Origin of the sequence: Phocaeicola intestinalis, assembly GCF_014837065.1 — a bacterium.
GTDB classification, from domain to species: domain Bacteria; phylum Bacteroidota; class Bacteroidia; order Bacteroidales; family Bacteroidaceae; genus Phocaeicola; species Phocaeicola intestinalis.
Genome location: NZ_JACSPP010000033.1, coordinates 1 through 22,206, shown reverse-complemented (window position 1 = coordinate 22,206; position 22,206 = coordinate 1). Strand labels below are relative to the sequence as shown.

Here is a 22,206-nt window from a genome sequence, read left to right as displayed (position 1 = left end):
GGATTCATTTCCTTTCCATCGCTTTTTGCCGGTCTGTCAGAATGGCGTCCTTGTTTTCCATCGCCCATTCTATCAATGCATTGAGATGGGGCAGGAGTGACCTGCTCCGTCCGGTCAGTGCATATTCCACCCGTGGAGGTACTTCGGGATAAATAGTCCGCTTCAACTCCTTTTCTTTGAACGGCATTGACTCTGGTTAAATATATGGAGATGTCGGTAAAGACAGTTAACTGCTTTGCCAGTCCCAGTACCAGTAGGACTGCAGTCCTACTGGTACTGGGACTGGGCAAGGACTGCAATGCATTTTGTCACGCAGTTGATGTATGTTGAAAAGAGGATTACTGGAACCCTCTGGATGGGCATTCGAATTTAGTCAGGTTGTATGAAACAGGCTGGAGTTACAGCCGGATTCATCCTATCTTTCCTTGCATCCGATACTCATTCGGTGTACACCCAGCCACCTTTTTGAACAGCCGGCTCAGGTGATGCGGATATTGGAACCCCACTTCGTAGGCAATTTCGCTGACGGTCTTGTTCGTTTCCAGCAGGCGATCTTTCACCCTGCTGATGACAGCGAGATGAATGTATTCGATAGCCGACTTGCCCGTCTGTTTCTTTACAAGGTCACCAAAGTAATTGGCGGAGAGGTGAAGCTGGTCGGCACACCAGGCAACGGACGGCAGCCCAAGTTCTTCCGGTTTAGTAGAGTCAAAGTAACTGCCCAGCAAGGCTTCGAAGCGGGTGAGGACATCCGAATTGATGGCTTCGCGGGTAGCAAACTGACGGTCATAGAACCGAAGGCAATGGTTGAGCAGGACTTCGATGTTGGAAACAATGATGCTCCTGCTGTGCTTGTCGATGACGTGCCGTAATTCTTCCTGTATCTCATTAAAACAGTTGAAAACAGTCTGCCGCTCACGCTCGGACATATGCAGGGCTTCGTTTGCCTCGTAAGAAAAAAATGTGTAATCTTTCATCTTATGAGCTAATGATGTTCCTCGGATAAGGTCGGGATGAAACAGTAGGGCATAACCTTGCGGATGTAGTGTTTCGCCGTTGTCGTTGATGCCACCCACCTGTCCGGGGGCGATAAACACCAGTGTACCTTCCTGATAGTCGTATTTGCTGCGTCCGTAGGTAATAGGTCCATGAATTTTCTCTTTCAAGAAAATGGCATAGAAGCCAAAGCATTTGCAACGATGCTTCAGTACTTCCACTTTCGAGAAATCGACGAAGCCCACCAGCGGGTTCAGTGTCTCCAGACCGAGAAACTTGTTGTAGTCATGTATCGTCTTCAAATCCAATATTTCACCCATACTTGTTCACATTTTAATTTGTTTGTCCAAAAATACGGAAATCTTCTGAAAGACAGCACATCACGGCAGGCCTTTCGGTAAAATCGGTATAAGATTCGGTGAAATGGGTTTACCGTTTCGTGTCTGAACAGGGACGTTCTGTAATATGTGTGCTATATTCTGTAATCTGTGTATGGTCAGGGCGGGTTATGTTCCGTACCTTTGCCTTGTCTGAAAACCAATTAAAACAAAAGCATACAATGGAAACAATCTCCCGTCGCTCCGCCCTCAAACGGATGGGGCTGCTCGTTGCAGGAGCCGCCTGTATGGGTATGCCGGCCCTGACTGCGTGCGAAAACAAGACAAAGAAACGCATTATCCTCTATTTCACAGGGACAGGAAACTGCCTCTATGTAGCCCGCCAACTGGCAGACGAACACACCGAACTGCTCAGTATCCCACAACTGGTGAAGCAAGGCCGTTATACGTTCGAGGCAGACGAAATCGGCATTGTGTATCCCGTCTACGGGCACATGCCGCCCAATATGGTGCGGGAGTTCATCAAAAAGGCACACTTGGAAGCCGGATACAAGTTTGCCATCCTGACCTACGGCAACCGCAAATGCAGTTCCGTCGAGATATGGGACGACGTTTCCCGAAAGGCTGGCTGTCCCTTCGACTACATCACCACGATGATTATGGTGGACAACTGGCTACCCAACTTCGATATGAACGAGCAAATCAAGATAGACAAGCACATCCCCGAAAGCCTGGAACGCATCCGCACCGACCTGGTTGCACAGCGCCGTTGGCACGAACCGGTGACGGAACTGGAACGGCAACAACATGCCGGATTCCTGCAGGCTTCGGGCGTAAATCCGGAAACGGGTTTCCTGCTGCATAGCCAGGATGCCTTTACCGTCACAGATGCCTGTATCGGCTGCGGAATCTGCACCGAGGTATGTCCGCGTGGCAATTACGAACTGACATCCACGGGCATAAAGACGGAAGGCGCTTGTGAGTTCTGCTTTGCCTGCATCCACAACTGCCCGCAGAAAGCCATCCTCTTCAAGCAGATGAAGGAAGTGAATCCCAACGCCCGCTACCGCAACGAACATGTGTCGCTGTGGAGCATCAAGGAAGCAAACCATCAGAAACTATAAAAACAAAGACGATATGCTGAGAAAAATAAGACTGACACTTGCCATTCTGTTCTTTACGCTCATCACGCTGCTGTTTCTCGACTTCACGGGAACCATGCACGCCTGGTTCGGCTGGATGGCAAAAATACAATTCCTTCCTGCAGTGCTCGCCCTGAACGTGGGCGTCATCGTGCTGCTCATCGCCTTGACGCTTGTCCTTGGACGGGTGTACTGCTCGGTTATCTGCCCGTTAGGGGTATTTCAAGATGTCATTTCATGGATAAGCGGACGACGGAAAAAGAAGAAATATCGCTTTTCATACTCTCCTGCCAAATCGTGGTTGCGCTACAGCGTACTGGCATTGTTCATTCTTGCCCTGATTGCGGAGATAGGTTCGTTTGTCGCTTTGCTCGCGCCTTACAGTTCATACGGAAGGATTGCAAGCAACCTGTTTGCGCCCGTATACCGCTGGGGGAACAACCTGCTCGCCTACGTTGCCGAACGGGCAGACAGCTATGCCTTCTACGAAACGGACGTGTGGATGAAAAGCCTGCCGACGTTTGTCATTGCCGTGCTCACCCTTATTATAATAGGTGTATTGGCGTGGCGCAACGGACGGACCTACTGCAACACCATTTGTCCGGTGGGGACGATACTCGGCTTCCTTTCCCGCTTCTCGTTATTACGGATTACCATAGATACGGACAAATGCAACGCTTGCGGACTGTGTTCGCGAAAATGCAAGGCGGCGTGCATCAACGGAAAGGAACACACTGTGGATTACAGCCGTTGCGTGGCGTGCATGGATTGCATCGATACGTGCCGGCACGGAGCCATCAGTCTTAAGCCCCTCAGACCTCTCAAGCCCCTCCAAACCTCTCCCGAAGGGGAGGCTTCTAAAATAGAAACTTCAAGCTCCCCATCGGGGGGAGTTGAGGGGGCTTCCCGCCGCAGTTTCCTATCTGCCACAGCCGTGCTTGCCGTTACATCGGCAATCCATGCGCAGGAGAAGAAAGTAGACGGCGGACTGGCAGTCATCGAGGACAAGAAGGTACCCAAACGTGCCACACCGATTGTTCCGCCAGGAGCCTTGAGCGCACGCGACTTTGCCCGACATTGTACAGCTTGCCAACTTTGTGTGTCGGTATGTCCCAATGGAGTGCTCCGCCCCTCCACCGACCTGACGAGACTGATGCAGCCCGAGATGTCCTACGAGCGTGGCTATTGCCGTCCGGAATGTACCCGATGCAGCGAAGTCTGTCCCGCAGGAGCCATCCGTCCGATAACCGTTGCCGAAAATCGTCCACGCGCATCGGTCACGCCGTATGGATAAAACAGAACTGTATTCCGCTGACCGATGGCGTAGATTGTGGCAACTGTGCCCGCCATTGCCCGTCGGGAGCCATACTGATGATTCCCTCGGACAGCAGTGACTCGGGCTCGGTCAAGATTCCGGTCATCAATACCGAACGGTGTATCGGTTGCGGCGCGTGTGAAAACCTGTGCCCTGCCCGACCGTTCAGTGCCATCTATGTGGAAGGGCATACGATGCACAGCGAGCTATAAGAACATCCGGGGGCAGTTCTAATCCGTCAGGAGAAGCACTTTCCCCACCGGGGACAGCCCCAATCCGCCAGGAGAAGCACTTTCCCCGCCGGGGACAGCACCAATCCGCCAGGAGAAGCACTTTCCCCGCCGGGGACAGCATCAATCCGTCAGGAGAAGCGCTGTCGACTCAGTCATCAGTCCCAATCCGGCAGGATTAAGATTATCGTTGAATCAATAAACAAGAAATAAAATGAAACAGAAGAAAAATATCTCTCGCCGCGACTTCTTCAAGCTGGGCGCGGCAAGCGTGGCTGTCACCGGACTTTCGGCATGCGCCAACAGCGAAAAGAAAGCTTCTGCTGTAGCCGAACCCACGGGCGAAATGACGTACCGCACGAATCCTTCGACGGGCGACCGCGTGTCACTGCTCGGCTTCGGGATGATGCGCCTGCCCTCTGTGGGAGGCCGCAGCGCCCGTGAGGGGAATGAGGAGATAGACCAGGAGATGGTGAACGAACTGGTGGATTATGCCATCGCCCACGGCGTGAATTATTTCGACACGTCGCCCGCCTATTGCCGGGGCAAGTCGGAACACGCTACCGGTATCGCCCTAAGCCGTCACCCGCGCGACTCGTATTTCGTTGCCACCAAGCTGTCGAACTTCGCGCCCTCCAGCTGGAGCCGGGAGGCATCCATCGCCATGTATCGCAACTCGATGAAGGAACTGCAGGTGGACTATCTGGACTACCTGCTGCTGCACGGCATCGGCATGGGTGACAGTATGGAAGAGTTCGAGAACCGTTACATGAAAAACGGCATCCTCGACTTCCTGCTGGAAGAGCGCAAGGCAGGGCGCATCCGCAATCTTGGTTTTTCCTATCACGGCGATGTGCGGGTGTTCGACTACCTGCTCTCGCGGCACGATGAATACAAATGGGACTTTGCGCAGATTCAATTGAATTATCTGGACTGGAAATACGCCAAGCAAATCAACCCGAGGAATACCGATGCCGAATATCTGTACAACGAGTTGGTGAAGCGGAACATTCCTGCAGTCGTTATGGAACCGCTGTTGGGCGGCCGTCTTTCCAATGTGCCCAGCACCATCTTTGCCCGCCTCAAGCAGCGCGAGCCTGAGAGGAGCGTGGCTTCGTGGGCGTTCCGTTTCGCCGGAAGCCTGCCCGGCGTCCACACCGTGCTGAGCGGCATGACACGCATGGAGCACTTGCAGGACAACCTGAGCACGTACTCTCCCTTGAAGCCGCTGACGGAAGACGATTTCGCGTTCCTGCAAGAAACCGCCACGCTGATGATGAGCTTCGACACCATTCCCTGCAACGACTGCAAATATTGTATGCCTTGCCCGTATGGGCTTGACATACCTGCCATCCTGCTCCATTACAACAAGTGCTTGAATGAGGGAAACATCCCGGAAAGCACACAGGATGCGAACTACCGGAGTGCCCGTCGCGCCTTCCTTGTCGGTTACGACCGCAGTGTCCCGAAGTTGCGGCAGGCAAGCCATTGCATCGGATGCAACCAATGCAGCCCCCACTGTCCGCAACGCATCAACATCCCCGCCGAACTACGCCGGATAGATGCCTACATGGAACGCTTGAAACAGGAAATAGACTGAGACGATGTGGCTTGTATCTTGGCTTATAGCTGTAGGCGGTGCTTGTATTATGAAAAGTATAGACATAATGTAAGTTCGATATAAATTCAAAACATAGTCGGTAGCCCGTCATTGGCAAAACACAAGTCAATGGTGGGCTTCTTTTCAAAGAAGCAGTATGCAGCTATGGCAGAAAGCGGGTTGGCAATAAAGTTATTGAAGAAGCGGTGTTTGGAATGCTCAGAAACTGTTTTGAATTTATCGCCCAAAGCACACACGAAACGAATGCATCAAGCCCCAAAAACTTTTTGTATAGATTCAAAGCAGTTTCTTAAATTCCATAAGATTTATAGTATTTAATTGTGGCCACTTCAATTCATTAACTAAAGTGGCACTATTTTACAAGCAAATATACTAATTATTATCAAATAAATATCTGACTGCCGGCTTATAATGCATTTCAATATGCAACAGTAATTACACAACAGTAATTACAAGGTTGTCTCAAAAAATAATGTTGTATTGGTACTTTTTTCAGAATGGACAATTACCTTCTGGTAATAAACGCAATAGACCATCTTTTATATAATAAGAAAAAACGATTATATTTGTATATTGTTCTATTAAAATAACAAGGTATGAAAACGACATTTGCAATAGAAACATCCAGAGAACTTTCAAGTTTTAGCTTCTATAAAGATGCACTCTATGCATTTGAGAGTGTACTATCAAAAGGATTACTTAGATTTAATTCTGATTTAGTGGAAGAAATATGTATAGGCCTTATATGCTTGTCACCTAAGTTCAGTCAATTCTTTCAAGCACGTCGTCCTAAATATTATGAAGATAAAACTTTGAAATTTAGGGGTTCTGTAACTCCTGAAGTAAGAATGTATAAATGCCTCACGGTAGATTTTGTGGTGGATTTCGAAGGTTATTTTAAGTTGACTACGAAAGAAGAATGTCTCAAATTTTTAGCCCTTTCATTTATAGATTTTTTAAAGGCCTTAAAATATCCGGGCAAATTGAAGAAATTTGAAAAAGAGAAACTGCTTCAGGCTGTAAAAGATATATTTATAGAGAACTCCATCATATCAGCACATGACGGCATATAGTTCATACAGTTTTACGGGAATAATTTTTTTAGCCTATTATGGATGCTGATTGCGTCATTAGAAAACATTGCATAACATATATTATTTCTTTTGTCTTCAGCCATGTATAGAGAGTTTTATGAATATCCACATTTTGCCTGATTTGTTCTTCAGGGCGTATGTATACGCTCCTGTATGGGCTATTTGTGAATATTCATATAACGTTTATCTCTTTATTTCGGTGCTTTGTGATACAAGTAGATAGCAATAAACAAGTATAAAATGTTCGGAATCCATACAGCAATGGCCGGTGGCATATTGCCATTGATGGCGAAGGTAGCTGATATGGTTTGGAACAAGATGTATGAGAAACTCAATGCCAGTCCGATACCTAAATGTAGTCCCATTCCGCCTTTCACCTTCCGCGAAGAAAGTGAAAGCCCGATGGCTGTTAGGATGAAGGCAGCGAACGACATAGCTATCCGTCGGTGGTATTCCACTTCGAATTCTTTGATGTTGGCAAATCCCCGTTGTTTCTGCTTCCGGATATATTCGCGCAGTTGTGGACTGGTCATTGTTTCTTGCTGGCCGCGTGTGATGAGGAAATCTTGCGGTTCCATTTTAATGATGGAGTCAAGACGTTCTCCCCGTGTGATAACTTCTTTCATTCCACGCATTTCCCTGATCATGTAGTCGCGGATGATCCATTTGTGGTACGATGCGGTATCGTATGTCACGCGGCGTGCTGTGAGGTGTGATACTAATTTGTGGTCTTCGAACTTGTCGAGCGAGAAGCGGTAGCCTGTTTTGTTGTAGTTTTCGTACCTTTCCATATAGGCTACCACTCCTGTGTCTACTTCCAGTTGGATATTTCGTGCATAATCTGCTGATTTTTTCTTCTTGTAGAGCTCTTCAAATCTCAGTCGTGTGACGCTTCCAGTAGGGATGACCTCTGTACCTAGCACAAAAGTGACAGCTGAAATGATAGCAGCCGAAATCATATAAGGTACCATCAGTCGCTTGAAGCTCATGCCGGTAGAAAACATCGCGATGATTTCCGAGTTCTCTGCTAGTTTTGAGGTGAAGAATATTACGGCAATGAAGACAAACAATGGGCTGAACAGGTTGGTATAATAGGGAATGAAGTTCAGGTAATAGTCAAAGACAATGGCTTTCAGCGGAGCCTTGTTGTTGATGAAACGGTCGATGTTTTCATTGACGTCGAACACTACTGCGATGGAAATAATCAAGGCAATGGCAAAGAAGTATGTTCCCAAGAATTTGACAATGATGTATCGGTCCAGACGTTTCAGCCATTTCTGCTGGAAGATACTTTTCAAACCAGTCGGAACAATGTTTTTTTTCGGCATTGTATGCGGCAGTCGTGTCCTTAATTTCAGTTTTTCGGTCAGTTTCATCGGTGTGTATTTTTTATAAGCGGGTAGAGATTCGTTTTATCATTGCTGGCTTCCAGGTAGAGAAGTCGCCTGCGATGATGTGTTTTCGGGCTTCACTGACCAGCCACAAGTAGAAAGCAAGGTTGTGGATGGATGCAATTTGCATCGCCAGCAGTTCTTGTGCATGGAACAGGTGGCGCAGGTAGGCACGGCTGTACATAGTGTCCACATAGGAGGCACCGTCTGCTTCAATAGGAGAAAAATCTTTTTCCCATTTTTTGTTGCGCATGTTCATGATTCCGTCTTTGGTAAAAAGCATACCGTTTCTTCCGTTTCGGGTAGGCATTACACAATCGAACATGTCTACTCCTCGTTCGATGCCTTCCAGAATGTTGACCGGTGTGCCTACGCCCATCAGGTAACGAGGCTTGTCGGTTGGGAGAATTTCATTGACCACTTCAATCATTTCATACATTTTTTCTGTTGGTTCTCCCACGGCGAGTCCTCCAATGGCGTTTCCGTCTGCATTTTTCGAGGCGATATATTCTGCCGAACGTTTGCGCAAATCGGTATATACACATCCTTGTACAATGGGAAACAGTGATTGGTTATAGCCATACTTGGGTTCGGTTTCATTGAAACGAGTGATGCAGCGGTCCAGCCATCTGTGCGTCAGTTCCATTGACTTACGGGCGTATTCGTAATCGGCAGTGCCGGGTGTACATTCGTCGAATGCCATCATGATGTCGGCACCGATGGTACGCTCGATATCCATTACCCGTTCAGGGGTGAAAAGATGTTTTGACCCGTCAATGTGCGAACGGAATTCTACACCATCTTCCCGCATCTTGCGTATGCCCGAAAGGGAGAATACCTGAAATCCTCCGCTGTCGGTCAGCATCGGACGGTCGAATCCGTTGAATTTGTGCAGGCCTCCGGCTGCTTCCAGAACTTCCAGTCCGGGACGCAGGTACAGGTGATACGTATTCCCTAAGATGATTTGAGCCTTGATATCTTCTTTCAGTTCACGCAAATGAACGGCTTTCACACTGCCTATGGTGCCCACGGGCATGAATATAGGTGTTTCTATCTGCCCGTGGTCGGTTTCTATCAGGCCGGCGCGTGCATTCGATTTTGGGTCTGTATATTGTAATTCAAATTTCATTTTGTCGTATGCGTTTCGGCTTCCTTTTCTTTTTCTTTGTCTTTTTTCATGATGGCAGCGAAGTCGATTGCGTCTGTTACTTTTTCGTCTGTCAGTGCCAGTTGAAGTACTTCTTTTATATCTTTCACATAATGGAATGTCAGTCCTTTCAAATAGAGCGGTTGTATTTCCTCAATGTCTTTCCGGTTTTCTTCACATAGGATGAGGTTGGTGATTCCAGCACGTTTTGCTGCCAGAATTTTTTCACGGATACCTCCTACCGGAAGTACTTTTCCACGTAAAGTAATTTCTCCTGTCATGGCTAGGTTGGCTTTTACTTTCCGTTGGGTCAGTGCTGATGCGAGTGAGGTTACCATCGTAATACCCGCTGACGGTCCGTCTTTGGGTATGGCTCCTTCGGGCACATGGACGTGAATGTTCCAGTTTTCAAAAATACCATCTGGCAAGTCAAGCAAGAATGAATGGGCTTTCAGGTATTCCAGTGCCAGCATGGCCGATTCTTTCATTACATCACCCAGATTTCCCGTCAGGGTCAGTCGTTCACCCTTGCCTTTGCTCAGGCTGGTTTCCACAAAGAGGATTTCTCCTCCTACGGCAGTCCATGCCAGTCCGGTCACCACGCCGGCATATTCATTTCCTTGGTATTTGTCGCGCGAATATTCAGGTGTGCCTAAGTATTTTTTGATGTCTTCCGGTTTCAGTTCGTGCTGGCTGGTAAATTTGTCGCTGGCAATTTCCAATGCGATTTTGCGCATGATTTTGCTGATTTTCTTTTCCAACTCACGCACACCGCTTTCACGGGTGTAGTTTTCGATAATACACTCAATGGCGGGTTTGGTGAACTTTACGTGTTCTTTGGTCAGACCATTGGCCAACAATTCCTTTGGAATCAGATGACGGCGGGCTATCTCTATTTTTTCTTCGGTGATGTATCCACTTACTTCAATCAGTTCCATACGGTCAAGCAAAGGAGTCGGAATAGTGCTCAGGTTGTTTGCCGTGGCGATGAACATCACTTTCGAAAGGTCGTAATCCATATCTACGTAATTGTCGTGGAATGTATTGTTTTGTTCAGGGTCAAGCACTTCCAACATTGCTGATGCAGGATCTCCTTGACGGTCGTTTCCCATTTTATCTATTTCATCGAGGATGATGACCGGATTCGACGATTCAGCTTTCATCAGACTTTTGATGATGCGTCCCGGCATGGCACCGATATAGGTCTTGCGGTGTCCCCGGATTTCAGCTTCATCGTGTACGCCACCTAACGACATTCGGATATATTTTCGTTTCAGTGCCGATGCGATGGAGCGTCCCAGCGAAGTCTTTCCTACTCCCGGAGGACCATACAGGCAGAGGATGGGTGATTTCAGATCGCCCTTCAGCTTCAGTACAGCCAGATGTTCCAAAATACGCTCTTTTACTTTTTCCAGTCCGTAATGGTCTTTGTTCAATACTTTTTCGGCATTGAGAATGCTCAGATTGTCGGTTGTGTATACGTTCCACGGCAATGAAAGCAATGTCTGGAGGTAGGTCAGCTGTACATTGTAATCAGGTGACTGTGGGTTGATGCGTTCCAGTTTCTGCACTTCTCGTTCAAATGTCGCAGCTACCTCTTTGCTCCATTTCTTTGTTTTCCCTTTTGCACGTAAGCCATCTATTTCATCTTCCTGGCTGTTTCCTAATTCGTCTTGTATGTTTTTGATTTGCTGTTGCAGGAAATATTCGCGTTGTTGACGGTCTAAGTCTTCGCGTGTACGCATTTGGATATCATGCTTTAATTCTGCCAGCTTGGTTTCCCGGTTTAATACCTGTATCAAGTTATACAGTCGTTCGGTTAATGTCGGCTTGCATATCAGGTCAAACTTTTCTTCCAATCCAAATGGGAAATTGGTACAGATGTAGTTTACAAGTATATGGTCTTTCGGTAGATTTTTCAAAGCAAAAGTTACATCTGGACTCAACCGGTCACTAGCGTCCACATATTGGTTTGCAAGTTCGAGGCATGTATCCATCAGTGCTTTGAATTCATCATTGTTCTCCGTATTCAGGTTTTCCGGTTCCACTACAACTTTACCTTTTAGGTAAGGTTCTGTTGATGTAATTTCATCTAACCGTACTTTTACATTGCTTGCCTGTAAAATGACGGTGGTAGCACCTCCCGGCAATTCAAAGATTCGGAGTACACGTCCAATGACTCCTATTGGATATAAATCATTTATTCCGGGCTCTTCTACCTCGGCTGATTTTTGAGTGGCTATAATGATATGCTGTTTGTTTTTCGAAGCAGAACGCACAAGTTTGAGTGTAGCCTGTCTGCCTACCGTAACGGGCATGACAATTCCCGTAAACATAAGCATGTTACGTAATGTCATAATAGGCATTTCTTTGTTTACTTCATCGACTGAAGGTTGTTCTGGCTCTGCACTTATCTCGGCTACCATTGACACTTCGTCTGAGACTGCATTCATATCCATTTCTATTTTTTTCCTTCTTACCATAATTGTGGGTTTGTCTATTCTTGTTTAATAAATATCCCAAAACGGGTACAAAGTTAAGCAATCTGCTTTGAATACGAAAACAGAAAAGTTGCAAATACGTGAAATAAATCAGTGTTTCATGCTGAAATGAGAGGCGATTTATCTATTTTTGACGAAAATTAGAAAAGTTAGCTTATGGGAAATCCTTTCTTTCGATTCAAGCAGTTCGAAATTTGGCACGACAGGTGTGCCATGAAGGTAGGTACGGACGGTGTATTACTAGGAGCATGGACTGATGTCAGCCATTCTCAGAATGTGCTTGATATAGGTACAGGAAGCGGTCTGATAGCGTTGATGATAGCTCAGCGTTGTCGTGCTAAAGTAACAGGTGTAGAAATTGATGCCGAGGCTGCGAAGCAAGCATGCGAAAATGTAGCATTGTCACCTTGGAAAGGACGGGTAAGTATCAGACAGGCAGATATTACAGCATTTGAAGGAGGAAAATATGATACAATCCTATCAAACCCTCCTTATTTTCGTGAGCAGGTTTATTGCTCTGATAGCCAGCGGAATGCTGCGCGACATACAGGCGCTCTTTCGTTTGAGGATTTGTTAGATGCAGTGATACGTCTTTTGACGGATGATGGTTGTTTTTCAGTTATCTTACCTTTCGAAGTGTCAGGGCATTTTATTGATTTAGCTGCCGGACGGTATTTGTATCCAATGTGCCGGACGGATGTACAGACCAGACCGGGTATATCTCCTAAACGTGTTTTGCTTACTTTAAGCAGAAATATTCTTCCCTGTAAAGAAGATACATTGGTTATAGAATCCGAGCCTCGCATCTATAGTCCGGATTTTATTCAATTGGTCAAAGATTTTTATTTGGCTTTTTGACCGGGGATAATCAAAGCTGTTCTCGCCTTGAAACATTTTGTGCATTAAGACCACCACAGGAGATACCCGCAATGTATTGGGCATGGGCTTCTGTGGTGGAATATGGGCTGGTCTTTGCAGATTTCACTTCTTCGATAATCTTCGCAACAAGTTTTGGTTTAATTGTAACAGCTTTCGATGCTTTTCTGCAATAGTAGAAGTGAGTGGCCGGGTGCCGATAAAGTCGGTAAAATGTTGTAACACACTGAACGGTTCGGTATATGTCCGCCCTTTTTCAGGTGCTATCACTTTCAGTCCACGGTGTATTATCTCGACTGTCAGGTCTTTGCCTCCCATCATTGGGTCCCCGTCGAAATGAAAAACTCCTTCATTGCGGCGATGGATGGTAATTTTTTTTTCTTTCAGTGTTTTGATGCGACTGTTTTGGTCGATTGTTTTATTAAAGAGTTGAAAAGATAATGCCGGTACATCCAGTACGGTAAAAGGTTCCAGAATGGTTATGTCCATCATACCGTCGGTTAATGAAGCCTGTGGGGCAATATAGGCATTGTTGCCATATTGTGAAGCATTGGCACAGGCTATTAGAAATGCCTTGTACTTTACAGTTCCCGAACTGTTTTCTATCTCATACGTCTCAGGCCGGTAGGTCAGGCTTTCATGCAAAGTGTTTTCCAGATATGTAAGTAATCCTCTTTTACCCGAGTCGGCAAACTTTAAGCTGACAAATGCATCGAACCCGACTCCACAGGTACAGAAAAAAGGGTGGTGGTCAATAATCCCATAATCGATGTCTTTTATAAAGCCTTGATTTAACGTTTCAATGGCTCCATGTGGTGTCATTGGAATATGTAAATGCCGTGCCAGTCCATTGCCCGAGCCGCATGGGATGATTCCCATAGCAGTATCAGTATGGATCAATGATCTTCCTATTTCATTGATGGTTCCGTCGCCTCCAATAGCCACAACAATATCCGTCTTTTCTTCTGCAGCCCGTCGTGCCAGTTCGCTGGCATGTCCGGCGTATTCGGTTTTACGTATTATATAATCATATCGGTTTCGGTCGATATGTTTGTCTATCAGATGTAGGATAAATTCTTTTCCGTGCGTGCCTGATATTGGGTTGACTATAAACTGTATGCTTTGTTTTGAGCTCATGATAGTTCTGCTGGTTTCTTATAATGAATGTCCGCAAATGGAAATCCATTTCTTCAATTAAAGAACAAAAATAAGACTATTTTGTTTATGAACATCACTTTTTATAGCATAAATGTCGAAAGAAACATTTTTTTTGTACTATCATCTTATTAAGTTTGCTAAAATTATTATCTTTGCACGTTCTTTTTATGTAACATCTGCCGATATGGAATGGCAGGGCTATTATTAAATAATGTAAATCAGAAAGATTTACCAAACAGTAGAATATGGGACTATTACAAGACAAATTGAGTAAATTCAGAACGCCTCAAATGTATATGGAACGAGGCGTTTACCCCTATTTCCGTGAAATAGACAGTGCTCAAGACACGGAAGTGATGATGGACGGGAAAAAGGTACTAATGTTCGGTTCAAATTCGTATATGGGATTGACTCACGACGAACGTATTATCAATGCTGCCATTGCCGCTACCCGTAAGTACGGTACAGGATGTGCAGGTTCACGCTTGTTGAATGGTACGCTTGACATCCATATAAAACTGGAAAAGGAATTGGCGGAATTTATCGGGAAAGACGAAGCGTTATGTTTCTCTACCGGGTTTACCGTTAATGAGGGTGTTATACCTCAATTGGTAGGACGCGGTGATTATATCATTTGTGATGACCGCGACCATGCTTCTATCGTTGACGGACGCCGTCTGTCTTTTGCTACTCAGTTGAAATACAAACACAATGACATGGAAGCGCTGGAACGTGAACTTCAAAAATGCGAACCGGATGCTATTAAGTTAATTGTTGTTGACAGTGTGTTCTCTATGGAAGGAGACCTGGCCAATTTGCCTGAGATTGTCAGATTGAAAAAGAAATATAATGCTACTGTTTATGTAGACGAGGCTCACGGGTTAGGAGTATTTGGTAGAAACGGGCGTGGCGTATGCGACCATTTTGGACTTACGGAAGATATCGACCTCATTATGGGTACATTCAGCAAATCGCTTGCTTCTATCGGTGGATTTGTGGCTGCGGATAAGGATACAATCAACTGGTTGCGTCATAATGCGCGTTCTTATATATTCCAGGCAAGCAATACTCCTGCTGCAACGGCTGCTGCCATAGAGGCTTTGCATATTTTGCAGACAGAACCTCAACGGCAGGAAAATTTGTGGAAGATTACCAACTATGCCTTGAAGTCGTTCCGTGATGCCGGATTCGAAATCGGTGATACAGAGAGCCCAATCATTCCTTTGTATGTGCGTGATACCGACAAGACTTTCGAAGTTACCAAGCTGGCCTTCGATGAAGGCGTGTTCATCAATCCGGTTATCCCGCCTGCATGTGCTCCTCAAGATACATTGGTGCGTTTTGCTTTGATGGCAACCCATACAAAAGAACAAATCGATTTCGCAATCGAGAAACTGATAAAATGTTTCAAGCAATTGGATATCTTGAAATAAATAAGGAATGGCCAGGCTTTAGATTCGTGTTAGAAGATACTAACTGGCTCTAAAGTCTGGTCAATATAGTGTCAGTAACATTATTTCACGAGTAATATGATTCTGAACGAGAGAGACAGTCGCCACGATGAAGTGTTACAGATAGCCCAACAGATGATGGTGGCGGCACGCACTGCGCCTAAGGGCAAGGGGGTTGATATTATTGAGATTGCGATGGTGACCGAAAGTAATATCCGCATCCTTTCTGATACGATGAAGCAGATGTATGAGGAAAACGGGCTTAAGTTTTTCCTGCGTGATGCAGATAATATTCTGGATGCCGAATGCATCATTCTCATCGGTACGCGCGAACAGCCGCAAGGACTTGACTGCGGACATTGCGGATACGAAACTTGTGCTTCGCGTAAGGAAGGTGTTCCTTGTGCCATCAACAGTATAGATGTTGGGATAGCAATTGGATCGGCTTGTTCTGTTGCTGCCGACCATCGGGTAGATACGCGTGTGATGTTTTCGGCAGGACTGGCTGCACAGCAGCTTGATTGGTTAGATGGATGCAGGCAGGTTTATGCCATTCCTGTCAGTGCATCATCGAAAAACCCATTTTTCGACCGGAAACCGAAAACGGAATAAATGAAATGTAAGGGCGGATTGCCGGGATGGACTTCCGCACTTATGCTAATGGATATGCAAGGCAGAGATAACTTCATGAATAGTTTGATATAACTGCAACAGCTAATGAAGATATATTGTAGGGGGAATTAAGAAGCTGTTTTGAATTTATCGTGCGATGATTTGGGATGAGTTTTTGAGGCATTTTTGCTTCTGTGATGAGGAAGATAGCGGGCTATCTGACGAAGAACAGGAGCGAAAAGGACCAAAAAATCGCCCAAAGCACACACGAAAACGGATACATCAAGCCAAGAAAAACTTTTTGGAGAAATTCAAAACAGCTTCTAATATATCTTCATTGGGTATGTGATTATCTTCAATTCCTTTCTTTGTTATTTCGTCTTGAAGATGAATTTCTCTACTGCGTGGGCTACACCGTCTTCGTCATTCGAGTACGTGATGAAATCTGCATTTTCACGTACTACCGGTTGGGCATTCGCCATTGCTATGCCGAGGCCTGCATATTGTATCATTGACAGGTCGTTGAATCCGTCTCCTATGGCTATCATTTCTTCCCGCTTCATTCCTGTTTCTTCCAATAGCACCGAGAGCGACTGTGCCTTGTCAATGCCTTTTGGCACCAGTTCCAGAAAATAAGGTTCCGAACGGAATACTCCCATTCTGTCCTTTAACTTTTCGTACATTTCCTTTTCCAATATGGCAAGGCGTTCCGGTTCTCCCACAATCAGGCACTTCGTGATGGGACGGGGAATGGCTTCCAGGAAGTTGTCTACCTTTTTTATTTTCATTACATTCAGCAAGGCTTCTTTCAGTACGTATTCGTCATCAGGGGATTCTGTCAATACAAATTCGTGGTCGTATGTTACTATGGCAAATCTATTATTTGTGGCGCAATTATATAAATAAGGTAATACATCGTTGTCCAGCCATTTCTTATATATCACTTCTCCGGTTTTCCAGTCAATGATTTCACCACCGTTGTATGAGAGAATATACCCTTCGTATCTGTCTAGTTCCAATGCGTTGGCAAGCGGCGCCACTCCGTATGTGGGGCGTCCTGAGGCAAGAACGATTTTCACTCCTTGTTTTTGGGCTTCTATCAGTGTGTCATGCGTATATGTTGTTATTCGCTTCTTAGAGTCGGTCAGCGTACCGTCCAAATCGAGTACCAGTAATTTGTAATTCATAAAATAATAGTCTTAAAATCGTTTCGTGTGCAAAGATAAACATTTATATTTAATGAGTGCTCTTCATGCTGTCAATTATGTGCTTCGCACCGTAGGGGTTTATGTATATGGTGGTGTCAACAGAAATCACCCGAAGCACACACGAAAGCGGATAATCAAGACGAGCAGAATTTTTTTGTAGAAATTCAAAACAGACTCTTAATTTCAATTTAAAAAGTTTGTTTGTTACACAAAAAGTAACGTCCTTTGCAAAAACTAATATGAATGTCCGCAATGACCAATGTAGAGGCGTGCTGCATGCGTCCGAATGCGCCGGCTTATCCATGCGGAGCTTTCAAAAAAGCGTGTGCGATGTGCTCTTACAAGCAATTTGGCAAAATGCGGACATTCATAAAACTAATTTCAATTCTTGGATTTACTTATGGCAGACAACTACATCGAGAAACAATTTGAGTCTTATCAGGCACGGAAGATGGCATGGGAAAAAGAAAACAAGTATAAGCGTAAAAAACAAGTCGCGACCCATGCAGAGCCAATAAAGAACCATCCTTGCGGACGGCTGTTTCACAACCAAAGTAAAAAGATTGTTGCAATACATGACCTCTCCGGGGTAGGACGTGTATCGCTTATGGCAGTTGTGCCTATTCTTTCTTCAATGGGGTTTCAGGTATGTCCGCTTCCTACGGCTATTCTTTCCACCCATACGCAGTATCCTGTTTATTCTTTCCTCGATCTTACTGACGAAATGGTCCGTATCATTGAAAAATGGGAACAGCTTGAAATCCGTTTTGATGCTTTTTATTCGGGATACCTTGGTTCTCCACAGCAAGTTCAGATTGTGGAAGATTTTATTCAGAAGTTCCGCCGCTCTACCGACTTGGTTGTGGTTGATCCGGTTATGGGTGACAATGGAAACCTTTACAAAGGCATAACAGAGGAAATGGTAACTGAAATGAAGAAATTAATCTGTCTTGCTGATATTATTACCCCTAACATGACCGAATTGTGCCGCCTGCTTGATATACCTTTTCAAGAGAAAATGAGTGATGCCGGTCTGAAGGATGCGCTTAAAGCATTGTCGGATAAAGGGCCTAGTATTGTCATCGTAACCAGTGTGCCGGTGCAGGATGATCCGCATTCTACGTCTGTATATGCTTATAACCGTTTCGGGAACCGTTATTGGAAAGTGACTTGCCCGTATTTGCCGGCTCATTATCCCGGTACGGGCGATACGTTTACCAGTGTCATTACCGGTTCGCTGATGCAGGGAGACAGCCTTCCTATAGCGCTGGACCGTGCTACTCAGTTTATTTTACAGGGTATTCGTGCTACATTCGGCTACGAATATAATAATTTAGAAGGCATCATGTTGGAAAAAATACTTCATAACTTGGATATGCCGATTCAGGTAAGCAGTTACGAGTTGGTGGAATAAAATGCAAGTGTCGATATGGATTTAGCTTGGGATTTTGCCCTGCGGTTGTTTTTGGCAGGCGTAATGGGCATATTGATAGGATTGGAGCGTGAGTATCGGGCGAAAGAAGCCGGATATCGTACACATTTTCTGGTGGCATTAGGCAGCGCATTGTTGATGATTGTGTCGCAATATGGGTTTTCGGATGTGCTGGAGCGTGATTTGGTCCGCCTCGATCCCAGCCGCATCGCGGCACAAGTGGTAAGCGGTATCGGTTTTATCGGTGCCGGGACCATTATCCTGCAAAAGCAGATTGTGCGTGGACTGACTACGGCTGCAGGCATTTGGGCCACTTCAGGCATCGGGCTTGCTATCGGGGCAGGAATGTATGGCATTGGCATTGCTGCTACGGTTTTGGTCTTGTTAGGACTGGAAGTGCTGAGTTTTTTCTTTAAAAGCATAGGCTTGCGGAATTTGATGGTAGAGTTTTCTGCCCGTGATAAGGATGCCATCAAACGGGTGTCGGCTACATTTCATTCGAAAAACTACATTGTGGTATCGTATGAAATGTCTGAGTCATTCGTGAGAGGAGAGGTGGTATACAGCGTAAGCATGACCATCAAGGCAAAACGGCAGAATGAAGAAGGATTGTTGTTGATGTTCATGCAGGATTTTCCTGACATAACGGTGAATAAAATCATTTAAGAAGAAACTGTTTTGAAATTATTGTACGCAAACGAATACACCAGGTCAAGAAAAACTTTTTGTAGAAATTCAAAACAGTTTCTAAGAAGCTGTTTTGAATTTATCGTGCGATGATTTGGGATGAGTTTTTGAGGCATTTTTGCTTCTGTGATGAGGAAGATAGCGGGCTATCTGACGAAGAACAGGAGCGAAAAAGACCAAAAAATCGCCCAAAGCACACACGCAAACGGATACATCAAGCCAAGAAAAACTTTTTGGAGAAATTCAAAACAGCTTCTAAGAATAGAAGAATTCTTTGAGGATGATGAACTGCTTCTCCCACAAAGAATTCTTCATTCTTCATTTTTAAATTTATCCGATATAGACATTGACTGTCAGGAAAATCCTATCGCCATGTTCGTCCATGTCAAAATCGATTTTGTCTTCGCGTGCCAGCCAGCCGATGGCTGCATTAAGGTCTCTGTCGGTCAATCCTGTCGCTTTTTTGAGTTCGTCATACTCCCAATGGCGGTTGTCTTTTAATTTATTCCAGACAATGCCTGCATGTTCGCCAATTTGAATTTTGTTCATTTTGTTTCGGTTTTAATTAATATTAAATCAAGGTGCTCAAATTTTATAGGCAAAGTAAACGATTTTTGTCCAAACTTTCAACTTTTTCTTTTCCTTTTTTTACTTTTAAACGCAAAAGGCATTAATCAAGTGTGGAAACTGTTTTATTATGGTCGAAAGCGCAGTCGTGAAAAGTATGATTATCAAATTTTGTCGGTTGCTTTTTGATTTAACGAGAAATTTCTACCTTTGCAGGTAGATTTTAATTCGAATCAAGATTATGGTAAAAAGGAAGAAGCTAAACTGGAGGGTGCCTAAGGGCACAGAATTGACCGAGCTGGACAAAAAGGTACTTTATTACCAGGACAAAGGGCATTTGGTCCCGTCTCGTGATTTAATCAAGACTCCAGAGCAGATAGAAGGCATACGGCGCAGCGGTCTGCTGAATACGGCTGTGCTTGACAAGGTGGCAGAAGAAATCCGTGAGGGGATGAGTACTGCTCAAATAGACAGAATCGTTTACGATTATACGGTGAATCATGGTGGCATTCCTGCCTGTTTGGGATATGAGGGTTTCCCAAAAAGTGTATGCACCTCTATTAATGAAGTGGTATGCCACGGCATTCCTTCGGAAGACGAAATCTTGGAAGAAGGTGATATTATTAACGTAGATTGCACTACAATCCTTAATGGATATTATGCAGATGCATCACGTATGTTTATTATCGGGAAGACAACCCCGGAGAAAGAAAAGCTTGTACAGGTGGCACGCGAGTGTATGGATATCGGTGCCGATGCTGCCCAACCTTTTGGTTTCGTAGGTGATATCGGGCATGCAGTCGAAAAACATGCCAAAAAAAATGGTTTCTCTGTGGTACGTGATTTATGCGGACATGGGGTAGGGTTGGACTTTCATGAAGAACCTGATGTGCTGCATTACGGACGGAAAGGTACAGGCATGTTGCTGGTACCTGGAATGGTGTTTACCATCGAACCGATGATTAATATGGGCACATGGGAAGTATTTATTGATGAGGAAGACGGCTGGACAGTAGTGACGGAAGACGAGCTGCCATCTGCCCAGTGGGAACATACTTACGTAATGACCGATAATGGACTGGAGATATTGACGTATTAAGAATAATTTGCTAATTTGCTAATTTGCTAATTTGCTAATGTGTTAATTTGTTAATGTGTTAATTTGCCAATTTGCTAATGTGTTAATTTGCCAATTTGCTAATTTGCTAATGTGTTAATTTGCTAATTTGCTAATTTGCTAATTAATTTTCACATTACCACATTCTCACATTAGCACATTGATACATTGCCACATTAGCACATTGATACATTGCCACATTGTCACATTGATTAATTACTGATTATGAATAACGATATAATAATATTAGGAATAGAGTCTTCGTGCGACGATACGTCTGCTGCCGTTATCCGCAATGGGGTGTTGCTCTCCAGTGTCATTGCCAGCCAGGCTGTACACGAAGCTTATGGAGGGGTAGTGCCCGAACTGGCTTCACGTGCACACCAGCAGAATATTGTGCCGGTGGTGCACGAAGCGCTAAAGCGGGCGGGCGTGACGAAAGAACAGCTAAGTGCCATTGCTTTTACCCGTGGTCCCGGACTGATGGGTTCGTTGCTGGTAGGCGTTTCTTTTGCCAAGGGATTGGCTTTGGCTTTAGGTATCCCTTTGGTGGATGTCAATCACTTGCAGGGTCATGTGTTGGCGCATTTTATTAAAGAGTCTGAGGAAGATACGGATCAGCCTAAGTTTCCGTTCATTTGTTTACTGGTGTCGGGTGGTAATTCGCAGATAATTCGTGTAAATGCCTACAATGACATGCAGGTGTTGGGACAGACCATCGATGATGCGGCCGGAGAAGCTATCGACAAATGTTCGAAAGTGATGGGGTTGGGTTATCCCGGCGGACCGATTATTGACAAACTGGCACGTCAGGGAAATCCGAATGCGTTTACATTCAGCAAACCACATATTGGGGGATACGATTATAGTTTTAGTGGATTAAAGACATCGTTTCTTTATTCGCTTCGTGACTGGTTGAAGGATGAACCGGATTTTATAGAACATCATAAAACCGATTTGGCCGCGTCGCTGGAAAAAACGATTGTCGATATCTTAATGGATAAGTTGCGTAAGGTTGTAAAAGATACAGGTATTACTGAAGTGGCGGTTGCCGGAGGTGTATCGGCAAACAACGGGTTGCGCAATGCATTCCGCGAGCATGCTGCAAAATACGGATGGAAAATCTATATTCCTAAATTTGGCTATACAACAGACAATGCTGCAATGATTGCCATCACCGGTTATTACAAATACTTGGACAAGGATTTTTGTTCAATAGACAAACCGGCATATTCGCGTGTGGCACTTTAGAAGCTGTTTTGAATTTATCGTGCGATGATTTGGGATGAGTTTTTGAGGCATTTCCGCTTCTGTGATGAGGAA

The 22,206-nt window shown here is 45.1% G+C and carries 20 protein-coding genes and 2 pseudogenes; 13 read left to right on the top strand and 9 right to left on the bottom strand.

What is annotated here, in order from left to right; genetic code table 11:
- Nucleotides 1-4 precede the first annotated feature (4 nt).
- Both H9625_RS10805 and H9625_RS10800 read right to left on the bottom strand, forming a co-directional pair.
- Complete coding sequence (locus H9625_RS10805) at nt 5-187, bottom strand: winged helix-turn-helix transcriptional regulator (protein ID WP_022039980.1); 183 nt, start codon at nt 185-187, stop codon at nt 5-7.
- 223 nt (nt 188-410) lie between these two features.
- Entirely contained in the window at nt 411-1,316 is a 906-nt protein-coding gene (locus H9625_RS10800; RefSeq protein WP_022039981.1) for a helix-turn-helix domain-containing protein, read from the bottom strand.
- A 239-nt stretch (nt 1,317-1,555) separates the two neighbouring features.
- Between H9625_RS10800 and H9625_RS10795 the strand changes: the two genes are divergently transcribed.
- The 3 genes and pseudogenes from H9625_RS10795 (at nt 1,556) to H9625_RS10785 (ending at nt 5,621) form a co-directional block, all read left to right on the top strand.
- Nucleotides 1,556-2,458: an EFR1 family ferrodoxin gene (locus H9625_RS10795; protein ID WP_225226407.1), complete on the top strand. Its 903-nt coding sequence runs from the start codon at nt 1,556-1,558 to the stop codon at nt 2,456-2,458.
- Between the two features lie 13 nt (nt 2,459-2,471).
- Nucleotides 2,472-4,003, top strand: a pseudogene (locus tag H9625_RS10790) (4Fe-4S binding protein).
- Between the two features lie 232 nt (nt 4,004-4,235).
- Nucleotides 4,236-5,621: an aldo/keto reductase gene (locus H9625_RS10785; RefSeq protein WP_191764318.1), complete on the top strand. Its 1,386-nt coding sequence runs from the start codon at nt 4,236-4,238 to the stop codon at nt 5,619-5,621.
- Between the two features lie 86 nt (nt 5,622-5,707).
- Here the strand turns inward: H9625_RS10785 and H9625_RS17740 are convergent.
- A pseudogene (locus tag H9625_RS17740) lies at nt 5,708-5,842 on the bottom strand (IS982 family transposase); the annotation flags it as partial.
- A gap of 396 nt (nt 5,843-6,238) precedes the next feature.
- Here H9625_RS17740 and H9625_RS10780 point away from each other — a divergent pair.
- Nucleotides 6,239-6,715 (top strand): hypothetical protein, encoded by a 477-nt coding sequence (locus H9625_RS10780; protein WP_087406350.1) that lies wholly within the window; start codon nt 6,239-6,241, stop codon nt 6,713-6,715.
- A 212-nt stretch (nt 6,716-6,927) separates the two neighbouring features.
- On the opposite strand, the gene H9625_RS10775 is transcribed toward H9625_RS10780, so the two are convergent.
- The 3 genes from H9625_RS10775 to lon all read right to left on the bottom strand — a co-directional run bounded on the left by H9625_RS10775 (nt 6,928) and on the right by lon (nt 11,757).
- On the bottom strand, nt 6,928-8,064 hold the full coding sequence (locus tag H9625_RS10775; protein WP_087208882.1) for an LptF/LptG family permease: 1,137 nt from the start codon (nt 8,062-8,064) through the stop codon (nt 6,928-6,930).
- Nucleotides 8,065-8,125: 61 nt separating this feature from the next.
- On the bottom strand, nt 8,126-9,256 hold the full coding sequence (tgt, locus tag H9625_RS10770; RefSeq protein ID WP_022039988.1) for a tRNA guanosine(34) transglycosylase Tgt: 1,131 nt from the start codon (nt 9,254-9,256) through the stop codon (nt 8,126-8,128).
- On the bottom strand, nt 9,253-11,757 hold the full coding sequence (gene lon / locus H9625_RS10765) for an endopeptidase La (RefSeq protein ID WP_087208872.1): 2,505 nt from the start codon (nt 11,755-11,757) through the stop codon (nt 9,253-9,255). Before lon ends, tgt begins: the two co-directional genes overlap by 4 nt.
- Nucleotides 11,758-11,931: 174 nt before the next feature.
- On the opposite strand from lon, the gene H9625_RS10760 reads away from it, so the two are divergent.
- Nucleotides 11,932-12,633 carry a tRNA1(Val) (adenine(37)-N6)-methyltransferase gene (locus tag H9625_RS10760; RefSeq protein ID WP_087247739.1) on the top strand — a complete coding sequence of 234 codons (702 nt, stop codon included), beginning with the start codon at nt 11,932-11,934 and terminating at the stop codon, nt 12,631-12,633.
- A gap of 123 nt (nt 12,634-12,756) precedes the next feature.
- On the opposite strand, the gene H9625_RS10755 is transcribed toward H9625_RS10760, so the two are convergent.
- Nucleotides 12,757-13,788, bottom strand: coding sequence for a diacylglycerol/lipid kinase family protein (locus tag H9625_RS10755; protein WP_022039991.1), 1,032 nt, complete (start codon nt 13,786-13,788; stop codon nt 12,757-12,759).
- Between the two features lie 266 nt (nt 13,789-14,054).
- Here H9625_RS10755 and spt point away from each other — a divergent pair, with 266 nt between their 5' ends.
- The 3 genes from spt (at nt 14,055) to H9625_RS10740 (ending at nt 16,221) form a co-directional block, all read left to right on the top strand.
- Nucleotides 14,055-15,242, top strand: coding sequence for a serine palmitoyltransferase (gene spt / locus H9625_RS10750; protein ID WP_087208878.1), 1,188 nt, complete (start codon nt 14,055-14,057; stop codon nt 15,240-15,242).
- A 96-nt stretch (nt 15,243-15,338) separates the two neighbouring features.
- On the top strand, nt 15,339-15,872 hold the full coding sequence (locus H9625_RS10745; protein ID WP_022039993.1) for a ferredoxin domain-containing protein: 534 nt from the start codon (nt 15,339-15,341) through the stop codon (nt 15,870-15,872).
- A 157-nt stretch (nt 15,873-16,029) separates the two neighbouring features.
- A complete protein-coding gene (locus H9625_RS10740; RefSeq protein ID WP_191764316.1) occupies nt 16,030-16,221 on the top strand; it encodes a hypothetical protein in 192 nt (63 codons plus the stop codon).
- Between the two features lie 22 nt (nt 16,222-16,243).
- Here H9625_RS10740 and H9625_RS10735 read toward each other — a convergent pair whose 3' ends face one another.
- Nucleotides 16,244-17,059, bottom strand: coding sequence for a Cof-type HAD-IIB family hydrolase (locus H9625_RS10735; RefSeq protein ID WP_087247735.1), 816 nt, complete (start codon nt 17,057-17,059; stop codon nt 16,244-16,246).
- Between the two features lie 559 nt (nt 17,060-17,618).
- Here H9625_RS10735 and H9625_RS10730 point away from each other — a divergent pair.
- The 3 genes from H9625_RS10730 to H9625_RS10720 all read left to right on the top strand — a co-directional run bounded on the left by H9625_RS10730 (nt 17,619) and on the right by H9625_RS10720 (nt 19,477).
- A complete protein-coding gene (locus H9625_RS10730) occupies nt 17,619-18,494 on the top strand; it encodes a pyridoxamine kinase (RefSeq protein WP_162609954.1) in 876 nt (291 codons plus the stop codon).
- Between the two features lie 15 nt (nt 18,495-18,509).
- Nucleotides 18,510-19,178 carry an MgtC/SapB family protein gene (locus H9625_RS10725; RefSeq protein ID WP_022039997.1) on the top strand — a complete coding sequence of 223 codons (669 nt, stop codon included), beginning with the start codon at nt 18,510-18,512 and terminating at the stop codon, nt 19,176-19,178.
- 110 nt (nt 19,179-19,288) lie between these two features.
- The gene (locus tag H9625_RS10720) at nt 19,289-19,477 is read left to right on the top strand and encodes a hypothetical protein (RefSeq protein ID WP_191764313.1); all 189 of its coding nucleotides are present in this window, start codon (nt 19,289-19,291) and stop codon (nt 19,475-19,477) included.
- Between the two features lie 52 nt (nt 19,478-19,529).
- Here the strand turns inward: H9625_RS10720 and H9625_RS10715 are convergent, their stop codons facing one another.
- Entirely contained in the window at nt 19,530-19,748 is a 219-nt protein-coding gene (locus H9625_RS10715) for a winged helix-turn-helix domain-containing protein (protein WP_022039998.1), read from the bottom strand.
- A gap of 259 nt (nt 19,749-20,007) precedes the next feature.
- Here H9625_RS10715 and map point away from each other — a divergent pair, with 259 nt between their 5' ends.
- Nucleotides 20,008-20,865, top strand: coding sequence for a type I methionyl aminopeptidase (gene map / locus H9625_RS10710; RefSeq protein WP_087398366.1), 858 nt, complete (start codon nt 20,008-20,010; stop codon nt 20,863-20,865).
- 243 nt (nt 20,866-21,108) lie between these two features.
- Nucleotides 21,109-22,134: a tRNA (adenosine(37)-N6)-threonylcarbamoyltransferase complex transferase subunit TsaD gene (gene tsaD, locus H9625_RS10705; RefSeq protein WP_022040000.1), complete on the top strand. Its 1,026-nt coding sequence runs from the start codon at nt 21,109-21,111 to the stop codon at nt 22,132-22,134.
- Nucleotides 22,135-22,206: the final 72 nt, after the last annotated feature.